At 43.1% G+C, this 14,690-nt stretch carries 8 protein-coding genes; 7 read left to right on the forward strand and 1 reads right to left on the reverse strand.

Features of this window, described 5'->3' with window-relative positions:
* Positions 1-53: 53 nt before the first annotated feature.
* Positions 54-1,850: an ABC transporter ATP-binding protein gene (locus OQJ75_RS15860; protein ID WP_265974003.1), complete on the reverse strand. Its 1,797-nt coding sequence runs from the start codon at positions 1,848-1,850 to the stop codon at positions 54-56.
* Positions 1,851-1,939: 89 nt separating this feature from the next.
* Here OQJ75_RS15860 and OQJ75_RS15865 point away from each other — a divergent pair, with 89 nt between their 5' ends.
* From OQJ75_RS15865 to OQJ75_RS15895, 7 genes are all read left to right on the forward strand, one after another.
* A complete protein-coding gene (locus OQJ75_RS15865; protein WP_265974004.1) occupies positions 1,940-2,431 on the forward strand; it encodes a GAF domain-containing protein in 492 nt (163 codons plus the stop codon).
* 97 nt (positions 2,432-2,528) lie between these two features.
* A complete protein-coding gene (proQ, locus tag OQJ75_RS15870; protein ID WP_017057223.1) occupies positions 2,529-3,152 on the forward strand; it encodes an RNA chaperone ProQ in 624 nt (207 codons plus the stop codon).
* Positions 3,153-3,169: 17 nt separating this feature from the next.
* Positions 3,170-5,164 carry a carboxy terminal-processing peptidase gene (gene prc / locus OQJ75_RS15875; protein ID WP_004733642.1) on the forward strand — a complete coding sequence of 665 codons (1,995 nt, stop codon included), beginning with the start codon at positions 3,170-3,172 and terminating at the stop codon, positions 5,162-5,164.
* 275 nt (positions 5,165-5,439) lie between these two features.
* Entirely contained in the window at positions 5,440-6,123 is a 684-nt protein-coding gene (locus tag OQJ75_RS15880) for a hypothetical protein (RefSeq protein WP_019823244.1), read from the forward strand.
* 218 nt (positions 6,124-6,341) lie between these two features.
* Positions 6,342-8,948, forward strand: a complete 2,607-nt coding sequence (gene pepN, locus OQJ75_RS15885; RefSeq protein WP_265974005.1) for an aminopeptidase N — start codon at positions 6,342-6,344, stop codon at positions 8,946-8,948.
* A 223-nt stretch (positions 8,949-9,171) separates the two neighbouring features.
* Positions 9,172-9,390, forward strand: coding sequence for a DUF2835 domain-containing protein (locus tag OQJ75_RS15890; protein WP_004733645.1), 219 nt, complete (start codon positions 9,172-9,174; stop codon positions 9,388-9,390).
* Positions 9,391-9,618: 228 nt separating this feature from the next.
* Complete coding sequence (locus OQJ75_RS15895) at positions 9,619-14,460, forward strand: NAD-glutamate dehydrogenase (RefSeq protein WP_265974006.1); 4,842 nt, start codon at positions 9,619-9,621, stop codon at positions 14,458-14,460.
* The last annotated feature ends 230 nt before the right edge of the window (positions 14,461-14,690 follow it).

A 14,690-nucleotide genomic window follows, 5' to 3' on the forward strand; every position in this document is an offset into this window, starting at 1 on the left:
TTGAAACGTTAGTTAGGCTCGATGCCTGACTTAAAGACTCAGAACCACAAACATCAGGCGTGCGATTGCACACTGCCATAGAGTGTTTGATAAAGTCCTTGTTGTTCAACCAATTCGCCATGTGTTCCCGTCTGTGTGACTTGTCCATCTTCTAAAACATAGATCAGATCAGCTTGTTTCACTGCTGATAATCGATGAGCCACTATCAAAGTTGTGCGATCTTTCAAAAATTCGCTCAACGCTTTATGCAGCGCTGACTCTGTTGCTGTATCGAGTGCAGATGTCGCTTCATCAAGAATAACAAACTTAGGATTGCTGAGCACCATACGAGCTATTGCTAAGCGCTGTCGTTGACCACCAGACAGTCGAACGCCATTCCTACCAATTTGTGTATCTAAGCCGTTACTCAGTTGCTTGATGACATCTTGCATTTGAGCGACTTCAAGCGCACGCCACAACGACATTTCATCGTATTCAGCACCAAGGGTTAGATTATGCCTTAATGTATCGTTAAAGAGTATAGGTTGTTGTAAAACAACGGCAATTTGATTGCGTATTACATCAAAGCTAATGTCATCGGTTGTTTCACCGTTATAACGAATGCACCCCGAGTCGGCTTGGTAAACCCCAATCAGCAACTGGATTAACGTAGATTTACCACCGCCACTCGCGCCCACCAAAGCGACTTTCTTACCTGCAGGGATGTGCAGCGATAGTCTATTTAAAACAGTGTTTTCTAATGTGTAAGAGAATGTAACGTCTTCGATGTCAACTGTCACTTCTTGATCTTCATTAAATGGGTTCACTTTACTGATAGGTCGCTTCTCTTCTTCTAACTGAAGAAGATCGTTGATGCGTTGCAGTGCCGCTTTCGCGCTATACCAAGAGAATTGAATCCCTAGTAGCTCTTGAACTGGGCCTAACATGAACCACAAGTAGCCAAATACTGCGAAAATCTGACCGATGGTTAAGTCGCTGAATAACACCATTAGCATAGCGACGGCACGGAAAAGTTCGAAACCTAATAAGAAGAGTAGAAACGAAACACGGCCAGCAGCTTCAGATTGCCAAGCGTATTTGTCTGCATCGATTCTTACTTGGTTTGCTTGAACCTTAAGTTCATCGAGAAAGATGCGTTCTTTATTCGCCGCGCGTAGTTGGTAAATGCCATCTAAAGTTTCCACCAAACGGTTTTGAAAGCGCTCGAAAGATTGGTTTTCGTACTTCTTAAGGTGTTTAACCCTGCTGCCTAGTTTACGGGAGAAATAAATCACAACAGGATTGACCAGTAAAATGAACAATCCTAAACGCCACTCTAACCATAACAACACGATCGCTGTACCGAACACGGTCAGGAAGCTAATGATAAATTTAGAAAGGGTCGAGCCAATGAACTTATCGATTGTCTCTATGTCTGTTATTAGGTGAGCATTAATGCCGCCGCTGCCTTTGGTTTCGTATTGTCTAATACTAATACGACCAAGCTTATCTATCATCTTGCTGCGCATTTGATAGGTGATTGTTTTGGATACGAGTGTAAATTGACGCCCTTGTAGAATGTTCAGCGCTTGGCTAACGGTACGCATGATAATCACTAACAACAACGTTAGTGCTATATAGCCAGTCGGTGTTTGTAATGAAGATGGAAGTAGGTGGTTCATCATATCTAAGCCAGAAGCCGGCTTATCAAGTAATACTTCATCAACCATTAATGGCATGAGCAACGGGATAGGGACACTGATGAGAGTTGCAAATATGGCAATAATGTTAGCAAACAGTAATTTGGACTTGTGTTTTTTTACTTGAGTTATTAACCAAGAACGGCTAATAGTGTCTTCTGAATTGTTCATTGTAATGAGAATAAGTCCTATTTAGTTTGATGGCCGCATTCTACTGCGTTCTCTTGATAATGGAAGTCTCAATTTAATTGGAAGTTAATATGAAAATAGAACATTACCAACGCTTAACCAAACAAGCCGTTGCATTAATTGAATCAGAAACCGATCTAACTGCTAATCTTGCTAATATCAGTTCATTATTATTCATGGAATTGGATCACTTGAATTGGGCGGGTTTCTATTTAATGAAGCAGGATCTAGCTAAGGAAAAAGATGAACTTGTACTGGGTCCTTTCCAAGGTCAACCTGCTTGTGTGCGAATTCCGGTCGGGCGTGGTGTGTGTGGAACTGCGGTTGCGACGAATACAGTTCAGCGTATTCATGATGTTCATGAGTTCGAAGGTCACATCGCTTGTGACGCTGCAAGTAACTCAGAAATCGTTATTCCGTTCTCGATTGGCGGAAAAATAGCGGGCGTTCTTGATATCGATAGCCCAAATGTTGGTCGTTTTTCTCAAATTGACGAGGACGGATTAACATTTTTCATGGCAGAAGTGGAAAAGCTGCTTAATTCGCACGCGAACAAGGCATAAATTATTCTCTTACTGTGGTTTTTCCCAAGCATCTCTCTATAATACGTAAAAATATTTTCTTAATGCTCGCGGAAAACCGCAAAAACCAGGAACCCACATGGAAAACACTGAAAAGTTAAAAAACAGCAAAGAAGTTATCGCATATATTGCTGAATGTTTCCCTAAATGCTTTACTCTAGAAGGTGAAGCGAAGCCACTTAAAATTGGTATTTTTCAAGATCTTGCTGAACGTCTAAATGAAGACGAAAAAGTAAGTAAGACTCAGCTTCGTGCAGCGTTAAGACAGTACACATCATCATGGCGTTACCTGCACGGCGTAAAAGCTGGTGCAGAGCGTGTTGACCTAGACGGCAACGCGTGTGGCACACTAGAAGAAGAGCACGTTGAACACGCTAAAGCTACACTTGCAGAAAGCAAAGCGAAAGTTCAGGCTCGTCGTAAAGAACAAGCACAAAAAGCTCGTGAAGAAGGCAAAGCGAAACCTAAGGCGAAGAAAGCTCAACAGCCTCGTCGTCAAGCGCCTAAAGCACCAAAAGTAGAAAAGCCTGTAGAAACACGCGCTTTGAACGCTGACGAATTCATCGCTGGCAAAGAAGTAAATGTGAACATGGGTAAAGGAAACATGGCTGCGACCATTGTTGAAATCAATAAGGAAGATGTGCGTGTTCAGTTAGCAAACGGCCTACAAATGGTTGTTAAAGCGGAGCACTTGCGCGCTTAAAGGAGATACTCCTACGCATGAAATGCCGTTCAAAATTGACACTGATTGCTGCTAGCTTTTGTCTAGCAGCTTCAGCTCAGGCTCTTGAAGCCAAATTAGATCAGGACGATTTACCTTTACTCGTTCCTGAGGCCCAACACGAAACTGCTAGTAAACGTGTTACTTCTCGATTTACTCGTTCTCACTATAAACACTTCAATCTCAACGATGATTTCTCTCAAGCTATCTTTAATCGTTATTTAGAGATGCTGGATTATAATCGTAATATCTTCACTCAAGCTGATATTGACTCTTTCTCCTCATCATCTGTTCAAATTGATGATCAGCTGAAAGCGGGTAATAACCAGATTGCTTTCGATGTTTATAATCTTTCTATGCAGAAGCGTTTTGAACGTTTTCAGTATGCGCTGTCTTTGCTAGACACTGAGATTAAGTTTGATACCGATGAAAGTATTGAGCTCAATCGCAATGAAGCGGAATGGCCGAAAGATATCGCCGAAGTGAATGAGCTTTGGAGGAAGCGTGTTAAATACGATGCGTTGAATCTAAAACTTACTGGTAAAGAGTGGCCAGAGATTCAAGAAGTTTTGGAAAAGCGTTACAACAATGCGATGAAGCGTATCACGCAATCGCATAATGAAGATGCTTTCCAAATCTACATGAACGCATTTGCGCGTGAAGTTGATCCTCACACCAGTTACCTTTCTCCAAGAAATGCAGAGCAATTCCAATCAGAGATGAATCTATCTCTAGAAGGTATTGGTGCTGTACTTCAGATGACAGACGACTACACCGTTATTCGATCTTTAGTTGCTGGTGGCCCTGCGTCAAACAGCAAACAATTGAGCGATGGCGACCGTATTGTTGGCGTTGGTCAAGATGGCGAAGAGATTGTTGATGTTATCGGCTGGCGTTTAGACGATGTAGTGCAATTAATTAAAGGACCGAAAGGGACCAAAGTTAAGCTACAGATCTTGCCAGATGGTAAAGATGCAAAAAGTCACGTTGTCACAATTGTACGTGATAAGATTCGTTTAGAAGACCGCGCTGTTAAGTCAGAAGTTATCGAGAAAGATGGCAAGAAGATTGGTGTACTAGAAGTACCAAGCTTCTATGTTGGTCTTTCTAAAGATACAGACAAACTGATCACTGAGCTTAAAGGGCAAGGTGTTGAAGGCATTATTGTTGATCTGAGAAACAACGGTGGTGGTGCACTCACTGAAGCAACTGAACTCTCTGGTTTGTTTATCAAAGAGGGACCCGTTGTTCAGGTGCGTGATAGCTACGGTCGTGTCAAAGTTAACAGTGATACTGATGGCGAAATTAGTTACCAAGGTCCACTAACGGTATTGGTCAATCGCTACAGTGCTTCAGCCTCTGAGATCTTTGCGGCAGCGATGCAAGATTACGGTCGTGCAATCATTCTTGGCGAAAACTCTTTTGGTAAAGGAACGGTGCAACAACATCGCTCTTTGAATCATATCTATGATTTGTTCGATAAAGAGTTGGGCTACGTTCAATACACAATCCAGAAGTTCTACCGAATCAATGGTGGCAGTACGCAAAACAAAGGTGTAGTACCTGATATTGCTTATCCAACGCCAATTGATCCTGCTGATACTGGTGAAAGTGTTGAAGATAATGCTCTGCCTTGGGACAGTATTGATAAAGCAAATTATTCAGTGTTACAGCGTAACGATGAAGAAATAATTGCTTTGACTGCCCAACATCAAGCTCGCATTGCTACTGACATGGAATTCGGCTTTATCGCGCAAGATATTGAAAAATATAAGGCGGATAAAGACGATAACGACCTTTCTTTGAATGAAAAGGTACGTCAGCAAGAAAGCGATGATGCGGATACGCTTCGTCTAGATCGTATCAACCAACGTCAAAAAGCAGCTAAATTAGAGGCATTTAAAACGTTAGATGATATTCCTAAAGACTATGAAGCCCCGGATGCTTATCTTGATGAGTCTGTTGCTATCATGCTGGATATGATCAAAAAATAGAGCAAATACCTGTTAAAAGGTGATTGTTTAAAGATGCACAATTTAAAAAGCGAGCCTAGGCTCGCTTTTTTTGTGTCTATGATTTGACAGGAATACCTGATTGTAATCGTTGAGATTGTCGCAAAGAACACTCAATACTTAGGGTTATTTAGCTCTATTTTGCGTCGAATAATGACATTTAAGTTACTTTGCACTTAAAATTTAGTGACTTGGATCATATTTTTTCGCTTTCTAATCATTACGTGCCTAAGCTTAAAGAAAACGAGGGGGCGCGTATGAAATGGATTCTACTAATTTTATCTTGTTTAAGTTTTGTTGCTTTTGGGAGCGAGGTCGCTTCGAGCAGCCAACAATCAAAAAGTGATAGCAATCTATCTCATTTTGACCTTCCTCTGTTGCTTGGTGATTGGTATTTGATGAACCCAGATCCTGAACAAGGCACTGAAAATTTTAGAGCAATCAAGCTGACTCTCGATTCAAATTACTCATTCACTATCGATATCCAAAAGAAAGACTACAGTGTGGATCATTGGGAAGGTTTGTATAACGCCAATGAAGACACCATTATTTTGGGTTTGAATACTTCTGAGCCTCAGGTTTACGCGTACAGCAGTAATCACAATATGCTGAATCTTAACGGTGTTATGTTCACCAAAGCCTTGCCTAACGCCCTGGCAGGAATATGGTCAAGCGCAGAACTTTCCGGGAGTGATTTGCGTGCCAGTAACATTCAAAAAATGGATTTAGTGCTTCAGCCTGACTTTATCTTTATGTTCCGAGTGTCCGATGAAGAAGGGGGAGAAGTCATTCGCCGCGGTGTGTATTACACTGAAGGCGACCAGTTAGTGTTACTTTATGAGAATGGTGAACACGGTACTCGTTATACACTGAACAGCGATGTGTTAACGCTGCAAGGTGAAGAGGGAGACATGTTTGCGGTACTCAATCGCATCCGATAATCGTGAGTTTTAGCAGTAAAGTCGTACTCGTTGATAATATTGTGCACAGTTCATTTCTTAGGCGTTCCTGTCTGATTTGATTGATAAAATAGCAAAACATGGAGGCATTTTCTTACAATGCCTCCTTTTTTTAATATTCCCCTTGTTTTATTGGCGCTCAACCTTTAGATATATACAGTTAAAAAATAATTACGTATAACGATCAAAAGGAACCCGTCATGGCACATATACCTCAAGCCAAGTATCGTAAAGATTATCAATCACCATCTCACACGATTTCTGAAATCGATCTTACTTTCGATTTGTACGACTCAGCATCCATCGTTACGGCTGTTTCTAGTGTTAAGCAGGAGAAAGACAGCGCGACATTAGTACTTGATGGTGAAGGCTTGAAGTTGGTTTCTGTTTTGGTTAAAGGCAACGAATGGACTCAGTACGAGCAGTCTGAAACCCAACTTACGCTGAATGACCTTCCAAAAGAATTTACTCTAACCATCGTTACCGAAGTTAACCCTGAAGGGAACAGTGCACTTGAAGGCTTGTACAAGTCGGGTGGCGCGTTCTGTACTCAGTGTGAAGCCGAAGGTTTCCGTCGTATCACTTACTACATGGATCGCCCAGACGTCTTGGCAAAATTCACCACAACGGTTATTGCGGACAAAGCAGAAAATCCATTCTTATTAAGCAATGGTAACCGTGTTGATGAAGGTGATGCTGAAAATGGTCGTCACTGGGTGAAGTGGCAAGACCCACATCCAAAACCAGCATACCTATTTGCTTTAGTTGCGGGTGACTTTGACGTACTTCGTGATGCTTACACCACGCAATCGGGTCGAAAAGTTGACCTAGAAATCTTTGTCGACAAAGGTAACCTAGACAGAGCTAACCACGCGATGGTTTCTTTGATTAACTCAATGAAGTGGGATGAAGAGCGTTTCAACTTGGAGTACGACTTAGACATCTACATGATCGTAGCCGTTGATTTTTTCAACATGGGTGCGATGGAAAACAAAGGCCTTAATGTATTCAACTCGAAGTTTGTTCTCGCGAACGACCAAACTGCTACGGATACAGATTACCTAGGTATCGAAGCGGTAATCGGTCACGAATATTTCCATAACTGGACAGGTAACCGAGTGACTTGTCGCGATTGGTTCCAGCTTAGCTTGAAAGAAGGCTTAACCGTATTCCGTGACCAAGAGTTCTCATCTGATCTTGGCTCTCGCGCAGTAAACCGAATCAACAATGTTCGTATTATTCGTGGGCCACAATTCGCTGAAGACGCAAGTCCAATGTCTCACCCAATTCGTCCAGAAAAAGTGATAGAAATGAATAACTTCTATACATTGACTGTGTACGAAAAGGGCAGTGAAGTGATCCGAATGATCCACACATTGTTGGGTGAGGAAGGTTTCCAAAAAGGCATGAAGCTGTACTTTGAACGTTACGATGGCACGGCGGCAACGTGTGAAGACTTCGTCGCGGCAATGGAAGATGCGTCGGGCGTCGACCTATCTCAGTTCCGCTTATGGTACAGCCAGTCTGGTACGCCGACGCTGTCTGTTGAAAGTAAGTACGACGCAGAGAAGAAGCAGTACACGTTAACAACTCGCCAAGTAACAGCGCCAACTCATGAGCAAACGGAAAAGCAGGCTCTACATATTCCTCTTGATATCGAGTTATACACGGCTGCGGGTGAAGTTGTTGAGTTACAATGTAACGGTAAGCCAGTTCATAACGTATTAGATGTGAAAGAAGCAGAGCAAACGTTCGTGTTTGAAAACGTTTCTGAGCAACCGATCCCATCATTACTTCGTGAATTCTCTGCGCCAGTGAAATTGGAATACGACTATTCAGATGAAGAACTGATCTTCTTGATGGTGAATGCTCGCAATGAATTCTCTCGTTGGGATGCGGGTCAAATGCTATTAGCGAAGTACATCTGCAGTAACGTGGAGAAGGTTCAACAGGGTCAAGCGTTTGAGCTTTCTGATTCTGTTGTTGATGCATTCCGTGGCGTACTGCTGAGTGATTCACTAGAGCCTGCGTTTATTGCAGAAATGCTTTCTCTACCAAGCCACAATGAAGTATCGGGTTGGTACGAGCGTGTTGATATTGATGCGGTCGCATCGGTTCTTAACTCAATGAAAGTAACACTAGCTGCGGAACTTGAAGACGAGTTAGCGGCGGTTTATCACAGCCACGCACTAACGGAATACACGATCGATCACGATTCAATTGGTAAGCGTACTCTACGTAAAGTTTGCCTAAGTTACTTAGCTCATACTGAGCAGGGTAATGACTTGGTTGTTGCGATGTACCAGCAAGCAAACACCATGACAGACACCATGGCAGCAATGGGCGCAGCAAATAGTGCACAACTCGTATGTCGTGAAACCTTGATGGCGGATTACAGTGACAAGTGGAAACACGATGGTCTTGTTATGGATAAGTGGTTTTCATTACAAGGTACAAACCCAAGTTCAAACGCACTTGAAGTGATCAAAGCGTCGATGTCGCACCAAGCGTTCAGTTTGAAGAACCCGAACCGTACCCGTAACTTGGTCGGTTCATTCTTAAACATGAACCCGGTTCAATTCCACGACAAGTCTGGTCAAGGTTATGCATTTGCTGGCGAGATCTTACGTGAACTGAACAGCAGCAACCCGCAAGTGGCTTCACGTTTGATTGATCCACTTCTTAAGTTCCGTAAGTACGACGATGCTCGTCAAGCTCTGATCAGAAAAGAACTTGAGACGTTAAAGAACATGGACAACCTAGCAAAAGACTTGTTTGAGAAAGTGACGAAAGCACTAGAGGTTTAAGCCAGCAGTAGCTCATTCAGGTAACTGTTTTCTAATAAGCGGCTTGCTAATAAACTGTTCGCTAAAACGAAAGGTCATCAGTGGTAGAGAGTATCTGCCACTGATTTTTTGTTTCTGGTTCATCGAATTTTCGATAAGCTAGAGCAGTTTCAAGCTCAGTTTCACCGTCAGACATCGTTAAGTGCCAAAAAATACCGGCACTGTATATTTATACAGGTATCGTATGAATCGCTATATTTTCCAACTTAATATCTCATATCAGCAGTTTTTGGCCAGCTATTCTGGTGCGGCAAGTAAAGTTCAAGTGATAACAACAACAGGTTTACGCTTACAGTTACCTGCAACTCGGTTCAGACCATTTCTTACACAAATAGGGGTTAGAGGGCAGTTTAGGCTGACAACTGACCAAAAAAATAAGTTTATTAAGTTAGAAGCTCTGTAAACCTTGGCGTGCCTAGTGAGTTAAAAGGAATCTTAATCACATAATCAAACATTTCACCTCTTACCACCTCCAAAACAATTAACTATTTTTCAATAATGCTTTTACAATAAATGAATGCATTACCTTTGCTTAACTTGTTAGTAGAAAAGCGCTCAACGGCACGTTTCAAACACCAGATTAAGTGATCCCCCTAATAATAAAATATAATTCTAATTGTGGAGTGTGACTATGACCGCACGTGAAACTGTGGTTCCAGTTTTACTTGAAAAAGTTTACAAGCTGATTCAAGACAAACTTGACCTTGCTCATCGACCTCTCGTAACTCAACTTGCTCAACACTTGTTTAGTAACGTTTCTCACGACGATCTGACTCAGAGAAACGAATCCGATTTATACGGTGCTGTAGTTAGCTTATGGCATCACATCAATGAAAAGAAAGCCGACGAAATCTCTGTACGCGTTTTCAACCCGACGGTAAGTCGTCAAGGTTGGCAGTCTACTCACACTATCGTTGAGATAGTCGTACCAGACAGCCCATTCCTTGTTGATTCCGTAAAAATGGCATTGACCCGCCTCGATCTCTCTTCTCACCTTATGCTTCATAACCCAACACAAATCTCTCGCTCAGATAAGGGCAGTGTTGTCGGTGTTAGCAATAACGAAGGTGCATTCCAGTCGCTTTTCCATATTGAGGTTGACCGTCTTAGCAGCAAAGCTGAAATGACCGCACTTAAAACCGAGCTACTGGATATCTTTACCGATACCGGTCTTGTGGTTAATGACTGGCTACAAATGGTAGAACGACTTGAAGAAGTCACCAATCAAGTTGAAGAGCAAAAAGAGACGATACCAGTCGATGGTCAGCGCTTTGATGAAACTCTCGCGTTCCTTCGTTGGTTAGGCGAGCACAACTTTACGTTTATGGGCTACAAGGAATATGACCTTGTTTCTGTGAATGGCGACACTGAACTACAACCTACCAAGGAGCAAGGCCTTGGTTTGTTCGCAAATTCAGATCGTGTACGTAACGTTAAGCTGTCTGAGTTTTCTGACTCGGCACGCTTAGAAGCGAAAAAACCATATGTATTGATCGTAACTAAGGGCAACACGGCTTCACGCATTCACCGCCCAGCTTACAATGATTACATCGGTATCAAGAAGTTTGATAAAAACGGCAAGGTCATTGGTGAGCACCGCTTTACCGGTCTTTACACTTCTGCCGTTTATAACCAGACCGTTGAAACCATTCCTTTAGTTCGTGAGAAAGTTGAGCGTATCTTAGATGCAAGTGGTTACCGTAAGGGTTCATATTCTTACAAAGCTCTGCACAACATTCTTGAAAACTACCCACGTGATGAACTGCTTCAAGCTCGAGAAGAAGAGCTACTTGAAGTAGGTACCGGCGTAGTACAAATGCAAGATCGCGATCTTCTGCGTTTGTTTGTTCGTAAAGACCCGTTTGGCCGTTTCTTCAGCTGTATGGTTTACGTAACAAAAGATCGTTACAACACCGAACTTCGTCGTCAAACCCAGCGCATCTTGAAGCAATACTTCGGTTGTGAAGAAGAAGTCGAATTCACGACATACTTCTCTGAAAGCCCACTGGCAAGAACGCACTATATTGTTCGTGTTGATAACAACAACATGGATGTGGACGTGAAAACAATTGAGCAAAATTTAATGGAAGTATCGTCTACGTGGGATGACCGCCTCTCTGAATCAATCGTTGCTAACTTCGGTGAGAGCAAAGGTCTTCCGTTATCGAAAGAGTACATGCGTGCATTCCCACGTTCGTACAAAGAAGACATGATGCCAGGTTCTGCGGTAGCGGACATCGAGCGTTTAGAAGCACTAAGCGAAGACAACAAACTGGGTATGCTTTTCTACCGTCCTCAAGAAGAAGCGGCAGACTCTAAAGCCGTTCGTTTGAAATTGTTCTACCACAGTGATGAGCCAATTCACTTGTCTGATGTTATGCCAATGCTTGAAAACTTTGGCCTGCGCGTTATTGGTGAATCACCTTATGAAGTGCGCAAGACTAATGGGGTGACTTATTGGATCCTTGATTTCTCGATGCTGCATAAGAGTGACAAGACGATTGATCTTCGTGAAGCTCGCGATCTTTTCCAACAAGCCTTTGCTGCAATTTGGGCAGGTGAGTTAGACAGCGATGGTTTCAACCGTCTGGTATTGGGTGCAGGTCTTTCTGGCCGTGAGATCTCTATCTTACGTGCTTATGCTCGTTACATGCGCCAAGTGGGTTTCCCATTCAGCCAACAATACATTGAAGACACATTGTCTCATTACCCAGATTTAGCAAAAGGGTTAGTGAGCTTATTCGGTAAGCGTTTTGACCCGAAACTGAAGGGTAGCGCGAAGGGCCAACAAGATCTTATTAAGAAGATCACTGAACAGTTGGATCATGTAGAAAGCTTGGATGATGATCGTATTATTCGTCGCTACATGGAAATGATCACTGCAACGCTTCGTACTAACTACTACCAGTTAGACGACAACAAACAGTCTAAACCTTGGTTGGCTCTGAAAATGAGACCAAGCGAGATTCCAGATATCCCAGCGCCGGTTCCTGCGTTTGAGATCTTCGTTTACGCACCAGACATTGAAGGTGTGCATCTACGTGGCGGTAAAGTCGCTCGTGGTGGTTTACGTTGGTCAGACCGTCAAGAGGATTTCCGTACTGAGATTCTAGGCTTAGTTAAAGCGCAACAAGTTAAGAACACGGTTATCGTACCGGTTGGTGCTAAAGGTGGTTTCGTGTGTAAGCGTCAGCACATGATGTCGGGCCGTGACGAGATCTTTGCGGAAGGTCAACGCTGTTATAAGCGCTTCATCCGTGCGTTACTAGATGTATCAGACAACATCATTGAAGGTGAGGTTATCCCACCTAAGAGTGTTGTTCGTCACGATGAAGATGATCCGTACTTGGTTGTTGCAGCCGATAAAGGTACCGCGACATTCTCAGATCTAGCGAACTCAGTAGCTGAAGAGTACAACTTCTGGCTAGGTGATGCGTTTGCATCGGGTGGCTCTAACGGTTATGACCATAAAGCTATGGGTATCACCGCGAAAGGTGGCTGGGAATCCGTTAAACGTCACTTCCGTGAAATGGGTATCAATTGTCAAAGCACAGACTTCACTGCGATCGGTGTAGGTGATATGGCGGGTGACGTGTTTGGTAACGGTATGCTGCTATCTAAGCACATTCGTATGCAAGCGGCGTTTAACCACATGCACATCTTCATTGACCCGAACCCAGATTCAGCATCAAGCTGGGTAGAGCGTGATCGTCTGTTTAATCTGCCTCGCTCAAGCTGGGAAGATTACAATAAAGACCTGATTTCTCAAGGTGGTGGCATCTTCTCTCGTCGAGCGAAGTCCATCCATTTGACACCTGAAATTCAGAAAATGCTGGGCACCAAGAAAGCATCAATGGCACCCAATGACTTGATCAAAGCGATCTTGTCTATGCAGGTTGATCTACTTTGGAACGGCGGTATTGGTACTTACGTTAAGTCTTCTAGCGAGACTCATACTGATGTGGGTGACCGTGCAAATGACGTGCTACGTATCGACGGCCGTGACTTGAAAGCTAAGGTTGTTGGTGAAGGCGGTAACTTAGGTATGACTCAACTGGGTCGTATCGAATACGCACTTACCGGTGGCCGAGTTAATACCGACTTCGTTGATAACGTTGGTGGTGTTGACTGTTCGGATAACGAAGTAAACATTAAGATCTTCTTGAATGGTTTGGTGTCAAACGGCGATCTTACTGTCAAGCAACGTAACCAAGTGCTTGAGTCGATGGAAGACGAAGTTGGCGAAATCGTACTAGATGATGCGTACTGCCAAGCTGAGTCAATCTCTGTTACTGAGCATCAAGGTGTTGGCTTAGTGAAAGAGCAAATCCGCTTCATTCACACAATGGAGAAAGCAGGGTACTTGGACCGCGGTTTGGAATACATTCCAGATGACGAAACGCTTCTAGAGCGTGAGAAACAAGGCCAAGCACTAACAAGACCAGAACTATCAGTATTGATTGCTTACGGCAAAATGGTACTGAAAGAAGATCTTGTGAGCGATGATATTGCGAATGATGAGTTTCATGCTCAACAGTTAATGCAATACTTCCCAACTGAGTTACGACGTAACTATTCTCAACACATGGATAACCATCCACTGCGTGCTGAAATCATCGCGACAGCACTTGCAAATCAAATGGTTAACGAGATGGGTTGTAACTTCGTGACTCGTTTGCAAGAAGAGACGGGCGCAAACATTGTTGATATTGCAAATGCTTACGCGGCATCTCGTGAGATCTACGGTTTGGGCAAAGTGCTTAAGAGCATTCGTGAACTGGATAATATCTCAAGTTCTGAGGCTCAATACGAGTTGCTTTACCACGTGCGCCGCACATTGCGTCGTCTAGCGCGTTGGTTACTAAGAAACCGTACCGGTAAACAGTCAGTGAATGCATTGATTGAATTGTACCAAGGTGATGTGGTGGCTATTACTGAGAAACTGGATGAAAACCTGGTAGCTTCAGAAGTAGAAGAGCACCAAGCAATGGCTCAGGTATGGATTGACCAGGGTGTAACAGCAGAACTGGCGAATTCAGTGGCTCGTTTGTCTAGTTTGTACTCAGCACTGGATATATCTACAGTGGCTCGTGAAACGGGTAAAACAGTACAACAAGCGTCTAAGCTTTACTTCAACCTTGGCGACCGTTTGTCATTGCACTGGTTCTTGAAGCAAATCAATGGCCAAGCTGTAGACAACAACTGGCAAGCACTGGCGCGTGCAGCATTTAGAGAAGATCTGGATTGGCAACAACGTCAGTTAACCGGCCAAGTACTTAACTGTGGTTGTGCTTCAGACATCGATGTGATTAAAGCGCTTGATGACTGGATGGAAAGTAACTCTGTTTCTCTACATCGTTGGGAAAGCATCCTAAACGAATTCAAAGTGGGTTCTGTTCATGAGTTTGCTAAATTCTCAGTAGCACTGCGTGAATTGATGCTGTTGAATCTAAACTGTATGTCGAAAGACTAGTTACTAGATAAGACGAAAAAGTATAAGGGCAGGCCATCAGGTCTGCCTTTTTCGTTTGGCTAAACAATTTTCGATAAATTAACTATTCGTACAAGTCTCACTGTATTTAGTGAGCTGGTGGCAGAAGAGGTATAAGGAATATTCCCAATAGATAATCAGAGCTTGAAACGGTAACGTTTGCTTAATAATGAACCTCATTCGTCAGCAAACTCGATTATCTTACCCTTACA

Origin of the sequence: Vibrio sp. 14G-20 (assembly GCF_026241515.1) — a bacterium.
Classification (GTDB): domain Bacteria; phylum Pseudomonadota; class Gammaproteobacteria; order Enterobacterales; family Vibrionaceae; genus Vibrio.

What these genes read in the sequence shown, in the direction of transcription:
- OQJ75_RS15865 (WP_265974004.1), top strand. Translation starts at nt 1,940, where the DNA reads ATGAAAATAGAACATTACCAACGCTTAACCAAACAAGCCGTTGCATTA.
- OQJ75_RS15895 (WP_265974006.1), top strand. Translation starts at nt 9,619, where the DNA reads ATGACCGCACGTGAAACTGTGGTTCCAGTTTTACTTGAAAAAGTTTAC.
- proQ (WP_017057223.1), top strand. Translation starts at nt 2,529, where the DNA reads ATGGAAAACACTGAAAAGTTAAAAAACAGCAAAGAAGTTATCGCATAT.
- OQJ75_RS15880 (WP_019823244.1), top strand. Translation starts at nt 5,440, where the DNA reads ATGAAATGGATTCTACTAATTTTATCTTGTTTAAGTTTTGTTGCTTTT.
- pepN (WP_265974005.1), top strand. Translation starts at nt 6,342, where the DNA reads ATGGCACATATACCTCAAGCCAAGTATCGTAAAGATTATCAATCACCA.
- OQJ75_RS15890 (WP_004733645.1), top strand. Translation starts at nt 9,172, where the DNA reads ATGAATCGCTATATTTTCCAACTTAATATCTCATATCAGCAGTTTTTG.
- prc (WP_004733642.1), top strand. Translation starts at nt 3,170, where the DNA reads ATGAAATGCCGTTCAAAATTGACACTGATTGCTGCTAGCTTTTGTCTA.
- OQJ75_RS15860 (WP_265974003.1), bottom strand. Translation starts at nt 1,850, where the DNA reads ATGAACAATTCAGAAGACACTATTAGCCGTTCTTGGTTAATAACTCAA.